General features: G+C 62.5%; 15 protein-coding genes and 1 pseudogene. 7 read left to right on the forward strand and 9 right to left on the reverse strand.

Features of this window, described 5'->3' with window-relative positions; genetic code table 11:
- Positions 1-239 precede the first annotated feature (239 nt).
- Positions 240-1,622, forward strand: coding sequence for a S8 family peptidase (locus BLW62_RS16200; protein ID WP_090508074.1), 1,383 nt, complete (start codon positions 240-242; stop codon positions 1,620-1,622).
- A 256-nt stretch (positions 1,623-1,878) separates the two neighbouring features.
- Here the strand turns inward: BLW62_RS16200 and BLW62_RS16205 are convergent, their stop codons facing one another.
- The 4 genes and pseudogenes from BLW62_RS16205 to BLW62_RS16220 form a co-directional block, all read right to left on the reverse strand.
- Positions 1,879-2,991, reverse strand: a complete 1,113-nt coding sequence (locus BLW62_RS16205) for a pyridoxal-phosphate-dependent aminotransferase family protein (protein ID WP_090508075.1) — start codon at positions 2,989-2,991, stop codon at positions 1,879-1,881.
- Positions 2,992-3,393: 402 nt separating this feature from the next.
- Entirely contained in the window at positions 3,394-3,867 is a 474-nt protein-coding gene (locus BLW62_RS16210) for a plastocyanin/azurin family copper-binding protein (RefSeq protein ID WP_090508076.1), read from the reverse strand.
- Positions 3,868-3,995: 128 nt separating this feature from the next.
- Positions 3,996-5,217: pseudogene (locus BLW62_RS16215) on the reverse strand (MFS transporter).
- A gap of 145 nt (positions 5,218-5,362) precedes the next feature.
- The gene (locus BLW62_RS16220) at positions 5,363-5,701 is read right to left on the reverse strand and encodes a DsrE family protein (protein WP_090508121.1); all 339 of its coding nucleotides are present in this window, start codon (positions 5,699-5,701) and stop codon (positions 5,363-5,365) included.
- A 150-nt stretch (positions 5,702-5,851) separates the two neighbouring features.
- Between BLW62_RS16220 and BLW62_RS16225 the strand changes: the two genes are divergently transcribed.
- The 3 genes from BLW62_RS16225 to BLW62_RS16235 all read left to right on the forward strand — a co-directional run bounded on the left by BLW62_RS16225 (position 5,852) and on the right by BLW62_RS16235 (position 9,310).
- Positions 5,852-7,207 (forward strand): O-acetylhomoserine aminocarboxypropyltransferase/cysteine synthase family protein, encoded by a 1,356-nt coding sequence (locus tag BLW62_RS16225; RefSeq protein WP_090508077.1) that lies wholly within the window; start codon positions 5,852-5,854, stop codon positions 7,205-7,207.
- Between the two features lie 6 nt (positions 7,208-7,213).
- On the forward strand, positions 7,214-8,419 hold the full coding sequence (metX, locus tag BLW62_RS16230; RefSeq protein ID WP_090508078.1) for a homoserine O-acetyltransferase MetX: 1,206 nt from the start codon (positions 7,214-7,216) through the stop codon (positions 8,417-8,419).
- Positions 8,420-8,533: 114 nt separating this feature from the next.
- On the forward strand, positions 8,534-9,310 hold the full coding sequence (locus BLW62_RS16235; protein ID WP_090508079.1) for a DUF7978 family protein: 777 nt from the start codon (positions 8,534-8,536) through the stop codon (positions 9,308-9,310).
- Between the two features lie 154 nt (positions 9,311-9,464).
- Here BLW62_RS16235 and BLW62_RS16240 read toward each other — a convergent pair whose 3' ends face one another.
- From BLW62_RS16240 to BLW62_RS18825, 5 genes are all read right to left on the reverse strand, one after another.
- The gene (locus BLW62_RS16240) at positions 9,465-9,869 is read right to left on the reverse strand and encodes a hypothetical protein (RefSeq protein ID WP_090508080.1); all 405 of its coding nucleotides are present in this window, start codon (positions 9,867-9,869) and stop codon (positions 9,465-9,467) included.
- A gap of 223 nt (positions 9,870-10,092) precedes the next feature.
- The gene (serB, locus tag BLW62_RS16245; RefSeq protein WP_090508081.1) at positions 10,093-10,752 is read right to left on the reverse strand and encodes a phosphoserine phosphatase SerB; all 660 of its coding nucleotides are present in this window, start codon (positions 10,750-10,752) and stop codon (positions 10,093-10,095) included.
- 212 nt (positions 10,753-10,964) lie between these two features.
- Positions 10,965-11,531, reverse strand: a complete 567-nt coding sequence (locus BLW62_RS16250; RefSeq protein WP_090508082.1) for a hypothetical protein — start codon at positions 11,529-11,531, stop codon at positions 10,965-10,967.
- Between the two features lie 223 nt (positions 11,532-11,754).
- Positions 11,755-12,081 carry a hypothetical protein gene (locus BLW62_RS16255; RefSeq protein WP_090508083.1) on the reverse strand — a complete coding sequence of 109 codons (327 nt, stop codon included), beginning with the start codon at positions 12,079-12,081 and terminating at the stop codon, positions 11,755-11,757.
- 2 nt (positions 12,082-12,083) lie between these two features.
- A complete protein-coding gene (locus BLW62_RS18825) occupies positions 12,084-12,689 on the reverse strand; it encodes a calcium-binding protein (RefSeq protein WP_175459779.1) in 606 nt (201 codons plus the stop codon).
- A 958-nt stretch (positions 12,690-13,647) separates the two neighbouring features.
- On the opposite strand from BLW62_RS18825, the gene serA reads away from it, so the two are divergent.
- The 3 genes from serA (at position 13,648) to hisI (ending at position 16,368) form a co-directional block, all read left to right on the forward strand.
- Positions 13,648-15,234, forward strand: a complete 1,587-nt coding sequence (gene serA, locus BLW62_RS16265; RefSeq protein ID WP_090508084.1) for a phosphoglycerate dehydrogenase — start codon at positions 13,648-13,650, stop codon at positions 15,232-15,234.
- 353 nt (positions 15,235-15,587) lie between these two features.
- Positions 15,588-15,857, forward strand: a complete 270-nt coding sequence (locus tag BLW62_RS16275) for a hypothetical protein (RefSeq protein WP_090508086.1) — start codon at positions 15,588-15,590, stop codon at positions 15,855-15,857.
- A 139-nt stretch (positions 15,858-15,996) separates the two neighbouring features.
- A complete protein-coding gene (gene hisI / locus BLW62_RS16280) occupies positions 15,997-16,368 on the forward strand; it encodes a phosphoribosyl-AMP cyclohydrolase (protein ID WP_076582903.1) in 372 nt (123 codons plus the stop codon).
- The last annotated feature ends 3 nt before the right edge of the window (positions 16,369-16,371 follow it).

Raw genomic sequence — 16,371 nt, forward strand, 5'->3', positions numbered from 1 at the left:
TCCGATAGCTTCCGGCGAGAGCGCCAGCGACGCTCTTTTCGGGCGCGCTCTCGAGTCTCTCCTGTTGGCTCTCGGGACTCGAGGCACTATCTTCACGAGCGTGGCTCGTTCGGGGCACTAGGTCTCAGATCACCCCGTGGCTCCGTACCGCGCTTTGTTCGCGTACCACTACATACCATTTCGAATGACTGTCACGATTACACGGAAGACTTATTCCGAACTTGGTCGTGTGACCGTGCATGCAACTCAGTCGGCGGCGGGTGCTCCAGGGTGTCGGTGCCGGGGCCGCGGTCGGCGTACTCGGGACGCCCGGATCGGCCACTGAACCCGATACCGATACTGACTCCGACGACGACGATGGGAGCGACACCGAGCGACTGTTCGTCCACCCCGAGACTGGACTGCTCGAGGGAATCGGTGACCTCCTCGACGTCATCGAGGCCGTCGGCGGCACAACGCTCCTCGAGTACGACAACTTCGAGTTCGTCGTCGCGGAGGTGCCGGCCGAGAGCCGTTCGACCCTGCTCGAGGATCGGCTCGTCTCGGACGTCGAGGAGGACGACGAGACGGGGATTCCCGACGAGTGGTCGCCGTCTATTCCGGATCTTCTGGACCCCGGCGGTGGGAGCGACTGTTCGAGACACCCGAGCCAACAGCCGTCGTGGGGCATCGAACGAATCGGTGCCGACGACGTCGAGCCGGACGGGTCTGGCGTCGACGTCGGGATCCTCGACACGGGAATCCAGACGGACCACTGCAGCGTTTCGGTCGCCGGCGGAGAGAACGTCACTACCTCGGGGACCTCGAGTGACTACGAGGACCGTCACGGCCACGGAACTCACGTTGCGGGGGTCGCCGGGGCGTCCGACAACGACGTCGGCGTCGTGGGCGTGGCACCGGAAACCGACCTCTACGCGGTGAAAGTTCTGAACGACGACGGCGAAGGCCGATACAGCGAACTCGTGGCCGGAATCGACTGGTGTCTCTCCAACGATATCGAACTCATCACGATGAGTCTAGGGGGCGACTCCTCGAGTTCGACGGTCGATCAAGCGATCGAAGAGGCGCACGCGGCGGGGCACCTCCTCGTCTCTGCCGCCGGCAACGAGGGCAACAATGGTGACGGCTCCTGTGACGAGGCGACGCTCACCTATCCCGCGACCCACGACGATGTCGTCGCCGTCACCGCGATGAACGAGGACGACACGCTCGCGTCGTACAGTAGCGTCGGCTCGGCAATCGACTTGCTCGCGCCAGGAACTGACGTTACGTCGACCACCGTCGACAACGAGTACGCCGAAGCCAGCGGCACGAGCGTCGCCGCTCCATTCGTCGCCGGCGTCGCCGCGCTCTGCTGGGAGACCCGCGAAGAGGATGGTCCGGGGCCAAACGACTCCATTCGAGAGATTCTCGGCGAGACCGCGGAGCCGGTCCTCGAGTCCTGTGAGGAAGGAGACGGACTGATCGACGCGCGTGGTGCAGTCGGCGACGACCGCGCGACCGACGGCGGTGAGTACCCGGTCGTCTCTTCCTCGCCAATCGATCGCGTCGTCTCGACGTTCGAACGAGTCGTGGACCTGTTTACCGGCTTTCTCGAGTGGCTCGGTGGATTGTTCCGGTAGCAACACGGAGCGGTATACCGTCAGTTCCTGAATGCTCTCGAGGTCGTGTTCGCCCACGTAGACCCCCTTTTGCGCTGCGCGTTTGCCGAGCGTGCGCGACAAGCCGCATCCGCTGCGCACGCTCGGCGACGCTCGGCAAAAGCTGGACCAAACGCACTCCTCGCACCCTCTGTGCGGCGCTTCGCGCCGCGCCCCGGTCGCTCGTCGGCCCGCTCACTCACTTCGTTCGCTCGCGGTCGAAGTACGTCGTAGACGGCTACAATCCAGCAACGTCCTCGATGGCATCGGTCAGTTCCTGAATGCTCTCGAGGTCGTGTTCGCCCATGTGGCCGATGCGGAACGTCTCTTCGCCGAGTTGGGAACCATAGCCGTTCGAGAAGACCATGCCGTACTCCTCGTCGACGGCGTCGATGGTCGCCGCGACGTCGATCCCTTGCGTGTTCTCGATGCAGGCGACCGTCTGCGATTCGTAGCCGTCCTCTGGGAACATCGCGAAGTGTTCGTTGGCCCACTCGCGGGTGTACTCGGCCATCTCGCGGTGGCGCTCGTCGCGGGCAGCGTGGCCCTCGGAGAGCATGTACTTCATCTGCTTGCGGTAGGCGAGCATGATCGGAATCGCGGGCGTCGAGTGGGTCTGGCCCTTTCGGTCGTAGTAGTCGAGGGTTCGCTGGAAGCCGCCGTACCACGAGGCCGAGTCGGACTCGAGTTCGCGTTCGTAGGCGTCGTCGCTGACGACGCAGACCGCTAATCCGGGTGGCATCGCGAAGGCCTTCTGGACCGAGGTGAAGATGACGTCGATGTTGTGCTCGTCGATGTCGACGAAGTCTCCGCCGAGCGAGGAAACGGCGTCGACGATGAAGTACGTATCCGGATAGTCGGCGAGGACGTCACCGATTTCCTCGATTGGATTTCGGACGCCTGTCGAAGACTCGTTCATCACGCAGGTGACGGCGTCGTAGTCGGTGTCGCGTTCCTCGAGCGTTTCGCGGACGTCTTCGGGTTTGACGGCCTGTCCCCACTCGTACTCGAGGGTGTCGACCGATTTGCCGAGGCGTTCGGCGACGTTGGCTTGGCGTTCGCTGAAACTGCCACAGGTCGTGACGAGGACGTTTTCGTCGACGAGGTTGAGGATCGAACTCTCCATGAACTCGGTGCCCGACCCCGTGAGGATGACGACCTCGTTGTCGGTGCCGAGGAACTCCTTCGTGTCCTCGACGATGGTCGTGTAGAGGTCGGTCATCTGATCCATGCGGTGGCCGAACATCGGCTCGCACATGGCGTCGATCACGTCTTCGCGTACCTCCGTTGGGCCCGGGATATACAGCGTCTTGTCGGGATAGTCGCCCGTGTACTCGGATTTCTTGGTCACGCAAACCACCTGATAATATCCACTGCGGAGCGAGACGGTATGGTACTTTTGATGCCGAATCGAGACGGGACCCTCTCGTCAGTTTCGCGAGGCCACTGCTCGCGGCGTCTGTGCGAATATTTCGGTGAGTAGGACGTGGTGCTGTGGGATCCTTTCGGTCCCGTATTCACACTCAGATTCATTCGCTGAGGTGGGTTCGATCTTGGCTGTCTCACCACGTTGGTGAAACCCGGTATGGAGCAGCCGCTGGCTCTCGAGTCCCTCGTTGAAAACGAAAATTCGGCAAATCTCGACTGAGTCGAGAAGGCCGACAGCACATCTCCAATAGCCGGAGTCGTGAAAACTCGGCGATGAGTCGTCGGCGCGACGACAGTGGCCGCCTGCGATTGGTGAATTGTCGCGTTATTCGACTTCGATGGTACCGATCATGGCGTTGTCGTGAGGTGCACAGACGTACTCGACCATGTCTTCGGTGGCTTCGAATTCGAGCATCTGGTCGTCACCGTCTGGCTCGTCGACCTCGTCAGTCTGGTGGCCGTCCACGACGCTGCCGCCGTCGTCGCGAATCTCGATGTTGTGGCTGGAGCCGTCGCCTTCTTCCCAGCCGATGGTGTACGATTCGCCTTCCTCGAGGATGAGCGTCGGGTTGACTTCGCCATCGATGTCGTCTGGGGACTCGCCTTCCCAGCCGTCACTCTCGGCGAAGAAGATGATCTCGTCGTCAGGCTCTGCTTCGTACTCTGCGGTGTCATCGTCGCCGTTGTCGTCGTCGCCGTTGTCGTCATCGTCGGAACAACCGGCGACGAGTGCGGTTGCCGCTGCCGCACCCGTGACCTTCAGTGCTGTCCGCCGTGAAATTGCGTTATCTCGTGCCATCACCTTCTCGTTAGAGTTGAGCACATAAAAATTCATACGCTCTACCGCGACGCTGTCATGCGGTTACATACCAGTGTAAATCCTGGTAGTTCTCGGGTCTAAACTCGTTGGAAATTACGTGATGACGGTCAGATACGATCGTAATCGAGACGGTCACTCTTAGTGAGAGACCAGTGTAAAAATGCCGGCACGGCGATCACGGCGATCGCGATCTCGAGCCCGCCGACGGTGAGGAACGCGAGGTCGTAGCCGTAGGTGCTCGCGACCGTGCCGCCGATGAGAAACCCGCCGAGGAAGCCGAGGCTGCCGGCGACGTTGAAGCCGGCCATCGCGAGGCCGCGCTCGTCTTCGGCGGCGATGTCGGTGACCAGCGCCATCGTCGCGGGCGAGACAAGCGCGCCGAGGACGCCGACGGTGATCATCGCGAGCGCGACGGTCGTGACCGAGGGCGCGGCACCGACGGCGAGGATACCGAGTCCGTAACACAGCGAGCCGACGACGATCGGAATCGTGCGCCCGATTCGGTCCGAAAGTGCGCCCATGGGGTACTGCAACAGCGCGAACGGGGCGAAAAAGCACGCGAGTAACAGCCCCGTCGTCGCGGGACCGACGCCGAACGTCTCCTGAAAGTACAGCGTGCCGACGAGGGCGAAAAAGCCGGCCGTCAACCGGTCGACGAATCCGAACGCGTACGGAATCGAGAGCGACGGCCGACAGCGGATGCCCTCGAGCAAGTCGCGCGCGCTCCGACTGTGCGCCTGCGTTCGATCACGGGACGCGCGTGACGAGCGCGCCGACACAGACGAGGAGGATGGCGGCGCCGGCGAGTGGTGCGACTGGATCGACTTCGGTGAGTTGCCCGCCGATCGGTGCGCCGAGTGCGGCACCGAGGCCGATAGCGATTCCTGCGGCACCCATGTTTCGGCCGTGGCCCCCCTCGAGATCCATCAGCATCGTCATCGTGAGCGAGAACGCGCCGATGGTCATCGCTCCCTGAACGACGCGAATGAGGAGGACGCCTTCGAACGGAATCGAGCCGACCGCGGGAACGGCGGCGAGCGCGGCGTAACTGACGGCTCCGGCGAGCGCGCCGGCGACGATGAACGGCGTTCGCCGACCGGTTACGTCGCTCGCGGCACCCCAGACCCCGACGAAGGCGACGTACGCGGCGAACTCAGCGACGAGAAACCACATGCTCGCATCGAGTTCGCTCGTCGCGAAGGACGTCGTCTCGTCGGCACCCAGCGTCTCGACGAGCGTCCCGACGCCCGGATAGAGCAACAGCTGGGAGAACAACACGGCGAAGACGACGGCTGCGAGGACGATCCGGTCGCGGTCACTCGAGTGCACGCTCGTCGCTTGACACTATGGAACCATCAAGTCGTTCGTTTTCCCTCGCTCGTGGGGGGACGCCAACAGGTAGTACGGCCCGAAAACGGGGCTCGAAGATGGAGGCCGTTCAGGGGCGGATGTAGGCGTATCCCATCGGGTCCGTTCAGGGACGGATGTAGGCGTACCCCTCGTGTTGCAAGCGCGTGAGTTCGCCGCCGCCGGAGGGAACCGTCTCGACGCCCTCGAGCAAATCCTCTTCTGACAGCTCTTTCAACTCGAGCGTGTTGTGACAGGCTTTGAACGAGATGCCGGACTCGAGCATCGATTCGACGGTGTCGCTGCCTTCACCGTCGGCGGTCAGCGGTTCGATGCCGTGGGACTGGGCGACGACTGCGACGTCGTCCATCTCGACGGAGTCGTCTTTCGTGAGGTTCTCCGCGATAGCTAGCGTCGTTTGTTGCTCATCGTGATCGTCGGTCGTGAGGTGAAACACCGTCTGCATGGGCGTCGCTGCGTTTCCCGAGACGGTAGTCATACGGCCTGCGAGAGACGTGACTGCTCTCACCGCCTTGTGTGTGAATCACATCGAGTCGACTGCGGTTTTTGCCGTTACTGACGCGCATATGTGGCTCCAGTAGTATGCATACTAAACATGAGCGACGACGCGAGCGACGGGACCGTCGACGAATCGGACTGTCCCGAGCGCGGTCTCGGGACGCGGAGCGTACACGCCGGACAGACCCCCGACTCCGAGACGGGTGCGATGGCACCACCGATCTACCAGACGACCTCTTACGTCTTCGACGACGCCGATACCGCGGCCGATCTCTACGCCCTCGAGGCCGAGGGCTACATCTACTCGCGGATCGCCAACCCGACCGTGACCACGCTCGAGGACCGACTCGCTTCCCTCGAGGGTGGCGCGGGCGCGGTCGCGACGGCGAGTGGGATGGCCGCGCTCGATTCGGCGACGCTCGTCCTCGCCGAGGCGGGTGACAACGTGGTCTGTTCGACCGACACGTACGGTGGAACGACGGCGTACTTCTCGAAGACGGCCTCTCGCCGGGACATCGGGACGAAATTCGTTCCGACGCTCGAGTACGACGCCTACGCCGAGGCTATCGACGAGAACACCGCGTTCGTCCACGTCGAGACCATCGGCAACCCCTCCCTCGTCACGCCCGACTTCGAGCGCGTCGCCGATATCGCCCACGACCACGGCGTTCCACTCGTCGTGGACAACACGTTCGCGACGCCGGCGCTCTGTCGCCCGCTCGAGCACGGCGCGGATATCGTCTGGGAGTCGACCACGAAGTGGCTCCACGGCTCGGGCACGACCGTCGGCGGCGTGCTCGTCGACGGCGGCACGTTCCCGTGGGGCGAACACGGATACGACGAAATCGCGGGCGAGAATCACGCCTACCACGACGTGGACTTTTCGCGAGACTTTCCTGACGCCCCCTTCGCCGAGACGGTTCGCTTTCGCTCGCTGCGAAGTCTGGGCAACCAGCAGTCACCCTTCGACGCCTGGCAGACCCTGCAGGGACTCGAGTCGATGCCCCTTCGCGTCGAGAAACACTGCGAGAACGCCGCCATCGTCGCGGAGTACCTCGCGGAACACGAGGACGTCGCCTGGGTGACCCACCCCGGACTCGAGGACCATCCGACGCACGACAACGCTCGGACGTATCTGAACGACTTCGGCGGCATGGTCGCATTCGGACTCGAGAGCGGTTTCGAGGGCGGGAAGACCTTCTGCGAGGAAGTCGAGGTCGCGCAGTTCCTCGCGAACATCGGCGACGCGAAGACGCTCGTGATCCACCCCGCGAGCACGACACACGGTCAACTGACGCCCGAAGAACGCGCGGATGCGGGTGTGACGGAGGACCTCGTCCGGATGTCCGTCGGAATCGAGAATCCCGAGGACATCTTAGACGACCTCGAGCAGGCAATCGACGCAGCGACACGTGCCCAATCCACCCAGACGGACGCGACGGGAGGTGACTGACCGCTCATGACGACCAAGAACACGATCGATCTCGGCGAGTTTCAGTTCCTGTCGGGAGAGTCGATTCCGTCGCTCGAGGTGGCCTACGAGACCTACGGCGAGTTCGACGGTGACAACGCCGTCTTGGTTTGTCACGCGCTCACGGGGAGTTCACACGTCGCCAGACGGCCCGATGCGGGCGACGAGACGGCCGGACAGGCTCGCGCCTGGTGGGGCGACGTCGTCGGGCCCGGAAAAGCCATCGACACCACCGAGTACTACGTCGTCTGTGCGAACGCGCCGGGGTCGTGCTACGGAACGACGGGACCCTCGAGTGAGAATCCCGAGACGGGCGAACCGTATGGCACCGACTTCCCGCCGGTGACGGTCGGGGACTGGACGCGCGCACAGCGGACCCTCCTCGACGAACTCGGCGTTGGCCGCCTCCACGCCGTCGTCGGCGGCAGCGTCGGCGGCATGAACGTCCTCGACTGGCTGCGACGGTTCCCCGACGATGTCGACCGAGCGGGTGCCGTCGCCACCGCCGCCCGCCTCGATCCGCAGTGTCTCGCGCTCGACACCGTCGCGCGGCGGGCGATCACTGCGGACCCGAACTGGAACGGCGGGCACTATTACGACGGCCCGGACCCCGAAGAGGGACTGGCTCGAGCGCGCCAGATCGGTCACATCATGTACCTCTCGAAGGCCTCGATGGCTCGCAAGTTCGGGAGGCGGTCGGCAGGCCGGGAAACGGTCCGCGAGGAGCCGCCGGATCCCGCGGCTGCCTTCTTCCCGTACCGGGAGGTCGAGTCCTACCTCGACTATCAAGCCGAGAAGTTCACCGATCGATTCGACGCGAACAGCTACCTCTACATGACGCGCGCGATGGACGACTTCGACCTCTCGGCGGGCTACGAGTCCGACGCGGACGCCCTTGCGGCGTTCGAGGGCGAACTGCTGGCGCTCTCGTTCACCGGCGATTGGCACTTCACCGTCGAGCAATCCGAGGCGCTCGCGGACGCCTGTCGCGAGGCCGGCGTCGACGTGGCCCACCACGTCGTCGAATCCGACCACGGCCACGACGCCTTCCTCGTCGAACCCGAAAAAGTCGGGCCGCCGCTCTCGGAACTGCTCGAGGAGGGAATTTCGGGACGGACGATCACCGATACCGACTCCTCGCCCGATGAGACCGACTCGTTCGCGCCGGTGCACACGAGTTTGTTTTCAGAGTGACACTCCACGCTGTCTGTTAGCAGTAGCCGTCTCTGATTCCTCTCCCCAACTCGAAATATTGCTTCGTAGTACAATATCGAAATACATAATATCAAGATATCTTACCTATCATGCGTGGTGGAAGATAGCGAACTCGAATACGAAGACGAACAGCACGATGATCAGCGGACACAACAACCGCAAACTCATCAAAATACAAACAATGGCCTGCCGTTCAAACAAGGGGCAGTAATCGGTGCAATTGCGGTCATCGCGACGTACCTTTCACACCTTCTGGTGACGGTCATCGCGACGGCACAGGCGAGTCCGGTCGGAAGTGGAGAGGACGTTACCGAATTGGTCGCCTCGTGGGAGGCTGCCGGTTGGAGTTACCTCAGCGTGTTCGGTGCCGGATTCGAGGCCGAGGGTGAACGTGCCGTTCTCGCTGACGTTCCGAATCAGGCCGCCGCATTCGTCTCGACTCCCTTCTTGCTCTCGTCGTCGCTGTTGTTCGTAGTGGCAATCGGCGGTGCAGTTGGTGCGGGATACGCAATCGCTCGCTACACAGAAGCCGAAGACGCGACTGAGGCGGTCAAAGCCAGTTTGACCGTGGTTCCGCCGTACCTCGTGTTCGCGCTCATCGCCGCCGTCGTGATGACCCACACGTTCACCGAGGATGCTACGGTCACCGCGTTCTTCGGGGACCTCGGTGTGAACGCAGCACCGGGCCTCGAGGAAGGAGAGTACATCGACGGTGACGGCGTCTCGGACATCGAGTTCGGCCCAGCAACGAGTAGCGCCGTTCTCTACGCTGGACTCCTCGTCCCTGCTGTGCTCGCCGCAATCGGCGGTCTCATCACGCAGTGGCGTGACGCACTCGAGACCGTGATGGCGAAAGTCGACCAGCAGTAAGAGCATCTCGACGTGACACTGCCGACTCAGTGTGGTGGGGGAACCCACAGGAATCGGCCGGTGTTTTCGCGACTACTGCTTCTCTTCGGGAGCGCCAGCATTCGACGGAGAAGAGCTACCGAGTTGAAGCCCGTTCGAATTCTAGGCTCGCGCGTCAATCTGCAGCGTGATCGCTCGAGGTGTGGGTGTGGGTATGCGTTTGGTCACCCGTCGTGTACTGGTCGACGTCGACCGACGAGCGAACCGCCTCGAGCCACCGTCGGAGGTCGGTTGCGAGGAGCGTCGGGCTCTCGAGTCGGAGGAGTCGCCCGGTCAGGTGCTTGCCAGTCGGTGAACGAATCGCGGCGATCAGTGCCCACATCGTGCCCGATGCGAGTGCGCCGAGCGCGGAGAGCGTCATACCGAGGGTCATGAACGTTATCCCGTAGACGACACCGATCGCCATCGACGGCAGACTCGTTCCGAGTGGCACTCGAGAACTGGCATCCCGAAGCGTCGGTGCCAGAAAGGCGATCGAGAGGCTGCTACCGATCATGAAGACGAAGTCTTGCCACATCACAAGGGGCTTACTCGATTACGAGTTAAAACTCTCTCGGTGGCGAAATAGGCTATTACAACGGATTTTCAGCACTACGAACGCGTGCTGTGAGAACGGTCGGCCGAGTGCTCCACAAACCGATTTTCGTCTGCAACTCGCTGGTAATCGCCGCTTGTCAGCCGATTCTACGGTCTCTACTCGAGTCAACATCCTGACGTGAGTGACTCGATCGGCCAGTCCGTCCTCAGTACGCCGTCAGCACGTTCTCGTCGACGAGGACCTCTCGCGCCTCCGCCATCGTCGAAACGACGACGTCACAGTGTGGTTCGACGGCTGGCTTTGGCTCGAAGCCGATGGCGAGACCGGCGACCTCGAGCATCGGCAGATCGTTCGCGCCGTCGCCGACCGCGACGGTCTCCGCGAGGTCGACACCGACATCGGCGGCAAGGTCCTCGAGCGCGTCGTCTTTCGTGCCCTCGATGAGCGGCCCTTCGACGTCTCCTGTGAGTGCTCCCGGCTGTTCGCCGTCGTCGGCCATCGGCAGCCGATTCGAGACGATGTGATCGACGGTGACGTCCTCGGCCTCGAGTGCAGCCGCGACGCCGCGTTCGAAGCCACCGGTGAGGATTGCGGTCGTCACGCCCGCGTCGTTGAGTTCCTCGATGAGGTCCGCTGCGCCGGGGCGGAGTTCGACCTCGTCGAAGGCGGCGGTAACGTCGGCTTTCGCCAGCCCCTCGAGTAAGGCGGCTCGTTTCCGGAGGCTTTCGGCGTAGCCAATCTCGTCGTTCATCGCCCGTTCGGTGATCTCGGCCATATCGTCGGCGACCCCACAGCGATCGCCGAGCAGTACGGTCATTTCCGAATCGGAGAGCGTTCCGTCGAAGTCGAAGGCGACGACTGTCATCGGCCGGTGGTTGTGCGCCCCCGAATAAACCAGTTCAGGTTTGGCGTCGCTCGCGGTCAGTAGTCGTAATCGGTACGAGGGCTGTCGACGGCCAGCGCCGACTCGCCCCGTCGGCGCTGGCGGGTCGGCCCGTTGGTATCGGCGAGTGACGCAGTAGCCTCCGGTGAGTCGGCCAGTACCCACCGGCGAGTCGGACGTGACCGGGTCGCCGCTCAGTCCGAATCCACGCGCCGTGCCCGCGATTCGAGCAGTCGCAATTGCGTACTGAACACCTGCGCGTCCGGCTCGAGCGCGTACTCGGCGTCCGTCTCGAGGCTGTCGCGCGTGAACAGGAACGTCGTCGCGTAGACCGAGTCGGTGTTCTCGTCGCGAGCGACGTAACCGGCGTACTCGTCGGGACGCTCGAGGACGGCGATCGTCTCCCCGTCCGGCGGCCGAAGGAGCTGGACGGTAAGCGGTGCCGGCAGTCGGTCGACGACGCGGAAGGAACTGCCCGGCTGATAGTCGTCCATTGACACCAACAGCGGTCGGTCGAGGAGATCCGGTTCGGGTTCGTTTGCTTCTTCGGTCTCGTCGTCGCTCGTCGACGCTACCTCCCCGTCTTCGGGTCCGTCGTTCGAGGCGCGGCCGCCGTCGATCGAACCCGAGGACCCGACTACGAGAATCCCTGCAGCGCTCGTCTTTCGTTCCGCTTCGCGACAGCGGTTCTCTCCGTCGGTGTTCGTCGAGTCGGTCGAACTGTTCGTCGGTCGTCTGGGTGGGTCGGATCGATGTGCCATTGTCTCGAGAGTCGTCGGGTCGCCCCCTGTGGTGGTTGGCCCGGTTGTAGTCACAGGTCGCCTGTGATCACGGGTTACTTCGGTCTGCCAGTCCGTTCGTCCGCGGGTGGAACGCGGGTCCGCCGTATCGGTTCGGAACGGATTCCGTCGTGGTGGTTCGGAGTGGATCGCGAGTCGGGGACCGTGTAAACGAATCAACGCGCGAAAAAGTGGTGAGTGGGTGTTAGTCTAGCGTCGTTTCGAGGAGGTTCAGCCGGGAACTGAACATCGTCGCGTCCTCGCCGAGTGTGCCGCTATCGTCTGCACTCAGGCTCTCGTCGCTGAGGAAGAGCAACGTCGTCGGTGCAGTCGCCCCATCACCGTCGTTGTACCGGATAACGTGTCCAGTGTAGTCGTCCGGCTGGGATATCTCTGGAACTGTCTCTCCGTCTCCGGTCTGAAGAATATCGACCGTCGTACTCGTCTCGAGTTGCGCAACGACGTCGAAACTCTCGCCGGATTCGTAGTCGTAGGTGAACACCAGTGCGCGGTCTTCTTGATCTTGAACCATGGTTAGTTCCCTCCGTTTCCGATTACGTCGTCGTCGTTTTCGTCGTCGACGTCGTTATCGAAGTCGTCGTCATCGTCGACGTCATCCTCGAAGTCGTCGTCATCATCCAGATCGTCATCGTCCAGGTCATCGTCCTCGAGGTCGTCATCATCGTCGACATCGTCGTCTGGCTCCGCAGCGTCGTCCAGGGACGTGCTGAGGAGGTTGAGATCCGGACTCAACATCGAAGCGTCTTCGCTGATCGTCCCGGTGTCACCGGCGCTCAGCTGCTGACCGTCGGCGAACAGGAACGTCGTAATTCCCGCTTCTTCTCCGATATCGTAACGGATGATGTGGCCGCCCCACTCGTCGGGCTGGCTGATCTCGTCGACGGTCTCGTCGTCGTCTTGGAGGATGTTGACCGTCGTACTCGTTTCGAGTACCGCGATGACGCTGAAGTCCGCGCCGGGATAGTAGTTGTTCGCGAAGACGGCTACTCGATCCGACTCCTGTGCGCCCACGGTGGCGGTGCCAAATCCGGCCGTTCCGAGCGCAAGCGCACCCGTTGCGAGGGCACTCTTGGCCATGAACGACCGTCTCGAGTCGCCAGTTTGATCTTGGTTGCTCATTTGTCTCTCACGCCCCTTACGGGACAGACAAGAGTACCCCCAGTTTCCAGATTAACACCGACGACTGTTCCTTCTCATATCAATGAATTTCCTTCGGGGCAATCAGGCGTGCAGAATACCCCTCGATTGCTCTGTAATTCGGTGTTCACGTCAAATCACACCGATAACTCATCGATTGAAACTGTCTCGGATCCATCAAACTATATTCCGACGACGGTGATGCCAACCACTCGACATAGCCACAACCGCCGCTAAAACACGTGATTGCGTCGTTCTAACGAGGTGAGGATCACCGGCTCACGGAGGTCGCTCACCGATGGCATTTTGTACAGTTTCTCGCCGGTCAATTCCCATCTAACCGCTAGTTAGCTCTCGGACACCCCTCACTAGTGAGTCGTTCCATGGACGTGACGTGAAACGGCGTTTCACTCGAGATAGCGGGCGTACATTACCGTCATTGGCCACACAGAGGCGAGCGTCGGCTGGAAACGAACTCCTTCTGATTTAACGGTTCGAAACGACCGTGTTACACGTCGCCAACTGTTTATTCTGCCGACAATCGAAGAACGTGCCACGTCAGTTGTTCATACTGAATTACGAACTGGTAACTACGATCTCATCCTCGAGCGAAAAACACGCCCTCACGGCTCGAGGTGCGCCTCTCCGGCTGTTTCGTCTTCGCGTCCGACGGTGTGCGTTCCCCTCCGTTCCGATGAAACGAAACGAGCGGTTGACTCAGCGTCTCATCGCACGATCTCGCCTCACAACCGTCTGCCGACACCAGAATACCGACAGTACGTGCCAGTGGTAGCGGTGGTGGTCGTACCGGTTGGTGGTAGTCGTGGTGGTGAACACGTCTCGAGCAGTCCGTACTCGCTTGGCTCGCGCCGATGAGGTAGTTTTTGCCAGCGCTGGCGACAACGGAAGGGTTTACACGCTCCGCACGATTGTCTCGCGCATGAAGGTACTCGTCACGGATCCGATCGCTGATGCGGGTCTGGACGTTCTCAGAGATGCCGGCCACGAGGTCGAGACTGGCTACGAACTCGAGGGTGGGGAACTGCTCGAGGCCGTATCTGACGCCCACGGACTGATCGTCCGCTCGGGAACCGAAGTCACCGAAGAAGTCCTCGAGGCGGCCGAAGAACTCGCGATCGTCGGCCGAGCAGGGATCGGCGTCGACAACATCGACATCGAGGCTGCGACCGACGAGGGGATCATCGTCGCGAACGCGCCCGAAGGAAACGTTCGCGCGGCCGCCGAACACACCGTCGCGATGACGTTCGCCGCCGCTCGTTCGATCCCGCAGGCACACATTCGCCTGAAAAACGGCGAGTGGGCGAAAAGCGACTATCTCGGTGCCGAACTCGACAGCAAGACGCTCGGCGTCGTCGGCCTCGGACGCGTCGGCCAGGAAGTCGCCAAGAAACTCGACTCGCTGGGCATGGACATCGTCGCGTTCGACCCCTACATCTCCGAGGAGCGCGCCGACCGACTCGGTGCCGAACTCGTCGAGTTCGAGGAGTGTCTCGAGCGCGGCGACTTCGTCACCATCCACACGCCGCTGACGCCCGAGACGGAGGGCATGATCGGCGAAGACGAACTCGACCTGCTCGAGGACGGCTACATCGTCAACGTCGGCCGGGGCGGCATCATCCAGGAAGACGCTCTCGCCGCGAAGGTCGAAGACGGCACGCTCGCCGGCGCTGCACTCGACGTCTTCGCCGAAGAGCCACTGCCGGTCGACTCGTCGCTGCTCGAGCACGAAGACGTCATCGTCACGCCCCACCTCGGTGCCTCGACGGAGGCGGCCCAGGAGAACGTCGCAACCTCGACGGCCGAACAGGTCGTCGCTGCGATCGCGGGCGAACCGGTCATGAACGCCCTCAACGCACCCTCGATCGACGAGAGCGCGTTCCCGCGCCTCGAGCCCTACATCGAAATTGCCGACACCGCGGGCAAGGTCGCCGCACAGTTACTCGACGGTCGAATCGAGCGCGTCGAAATCACGTACGAAGGCGACATCGCCGACGAGGACGTCGAGTTCGTTACCGCGAGTGCACTCAAGGGCGTCTTCGAACCCCTCGAGTGGCAGGTCAACGCGGTCAACGCCCCCCAGATCGCGGAGGACCGCGGCGTCGACGTCACCGAGTCCAAGACGCGACAGGCAGCCGACTTCCAGAGTCTGATCTCGGTCACCGTCGGCAACGATGACGACGAAGTCGCGGTCGACGGCACCCTCTTCGCTGGCGACGATCCACGGATCGTTCGCGTCGACGGCTACCGCGTCGACGCCATCCCGCACGGAAAGATGGTCGTCACGCGAAACACCGACGAACCCGGCGTCATCGGCCTTATCGGGAGCGTCATGGGCGAACACGGCGTCAACATCGCCGGCATGTTCAACGCTCGCGAAACCCACGGCGGCGAGGCCCTGACCGTCTACAACGTCGACAGTCAGGTTCCCGACGCCGCGAAGGAGGACCTCGAGTCCGACGATCGGATCATCGGCATCGACTACATTACGCTGAACGGACAGGTCTGAGGTCTCAATCGGCGAAGGTTTTTTTCGCGACTCTTCGTTCGTCGCCCGTCCCGTTTCGGCTCAGATTCGATGCCCGTCAGGGCGTGCGGGAAGCGTTCGGAGGCAGTTTCGACAGTACGTATAGCAGTGGTCGTTCGTCGTCTCACAAACCCGGCAGGTAACCGGCTTCTCGAATGTCCTGCGAGAACTCATCGTCGATGGCTCCACCCGCGATTGCAATAGCGTCCGCGCTCACGCTTGCAAGGCTGCGCGGAAACCGCCGCGGGGACGCGCTCTCTGCGTGTGATAGGTCGGTTTGCCAGCACACAGCGTTATCTACGTCGGCGGTCGAGACCCAACTCGAGGGACGACCCATGTCATGTGCACACCATCCAGACGAACCCGACTCGACGCCAAGTTCCGAATCGGACGCGGCGGAGATGCAGTGGATGCTCCGCAAGGGAATCGCCCTCGCACTCATCTCCATCGTTGCCTTGCTCGTCTTGATCGTCGGGCTCGACGTGATGACGGGCTTGATCGACCTCTCGCTCGGAACCGGGCAACTCGCCCTCGGTGGCGTCCTCGTCATCCTCTCGCTGGTCGTCATCGGCTTCGCGTGGCCGTCCGACGACCGAGAGGAGTGATCGCCGCCGTCCTGAACGGCCGCTGAATACGACGTTCGGATTTTGCTTCTCGAGTGTCCCGAGTACACGCTAGCACCCCGCCATCCCCGGGCGAGCGCCGTGGCAAAAGACCTATCGCCCTTCCAGACAACCATCGCATATGGACGACGCCGTTGCGGTCGACTTCGGCGAGGACGGACTCGTCCCTGCCGTCGCACAGGACGCGACGTCGGGCGAGGTGCTCATGCTCGCGTACGTCTCGCCCGAGGCGCTCGAGCGCACGCGCGAGACGGGTGTCGCACACTATTATTCCCGAAGCCGCGAGGAACTGTGGCAAAAGGGCAAGACGAGCGGCCACGAACAACACGTCCAGGAGGTTCGCGTCGACTGTGACGCCGATACGTTGCTCTACGTCGTCGAGCAAGACGGCGGGGCCTGTCACACCGGTTATCGCTCGTGTTTCTATCGCACTATCGAGGGTGAGACGGTCGGCGAACGGGTGTTCGATCCCGACGCAGTCTACGACGAGTGATCA

Source organism: Natronorubrum sediminis (genome assembly GCF_900108095.1).
Taxonomy (GTDB): Archaea; Halobacteriota; Halobacteria; order Halobacteriales; family Natrialbaceae; genus Natronorubrum; species Natronorubrum sediminis.

Excerpts from the sequence above, each read along its gene's own strand:
- BLW62_RS16255 (WP_090508083.1), bottom strand. The coding sequence starts at position 12,081 with ATGGTTCAAGATCAAGAAGACCGCGCACTGGTGTTCACCTACGACTAC.
- BLW62_RS16210 (WP_090508076.1), bottom strand. The coding sequence starts at position 3,867 with ATGGCACGAGATAACGCAATTTCACGGCGGACAGCACTGAAGGTCACG.
- BLW62_RS16220 (WP_090508121.1), bottom strand. The coding sequence starts at position 5,701 with ATGCAGACGGTGTTTCACCTCACGACCGACGATCACGATGAGCAACAA.
- BLW62_RS18825 (WP_175459779.1), bottom strand. The coding sequence starts at position 12,689 with ATGAGCAACCAAGATCAAACTGGCGACTCGAGACGGTCGTTCATGGCC.
- BLW62_RS16275 (WP_090508086.1), top strand. The coding sequence starts at position 15,588 with ATGTCATGTGCACACCATCCAGACGAACCCGACTCGACGCCAAGTTCC.
- metX (WP_090508078.1), top strand. The coding sequence starts at position 7,214 with ATGACGACCAAGAACACGATCGATCTCGGCGAGTTTCAGTTCCTGTCG.
- serB (WP_090508081.1), bottom strand. The coding sequence starts at position 10,752 with ATGACAGTCGTCGCCTTCGACTTCGACGGAACGCTCTCCGATTCGGAA.
- serA (WP_090508084.1), top strand. The coding sequence starts at position 13,648 with ATGAAGGTACTCGTCACGGATCCGATCGCTGATGCGGGTCTGGACGTT.
- hisI (WP_076582903.1), top strand. The coding sequence starts at position 15,997 with ATGGACGACGCCGTTGCGGTCGACTTCGGCGAGGACGGACTCGTCCCT.
- BLW62_RS16250 (WP_090508082.1), bottom strand. The coding sequence starts at position 11,531 with ATGGCACATCGATCCGACCCACCCAGACGACCGACGAACAGTTCGACC.
- BLW62_RS16225 (WP_090508077.1), top strand. The coding sequence starts at position 5,852 with ATGAGCGACGACGCGAGCGACGGGACCGTCGACGAATCGGACTGTCCC.
- BLW62_RS16200 (WP_090508074.1), top strand. The coding sequence starts at position 240 with ATGCAACTCAGTCGGCGGCGGGTGCTCCAGGGTGTCGGTGCCGGGGCC.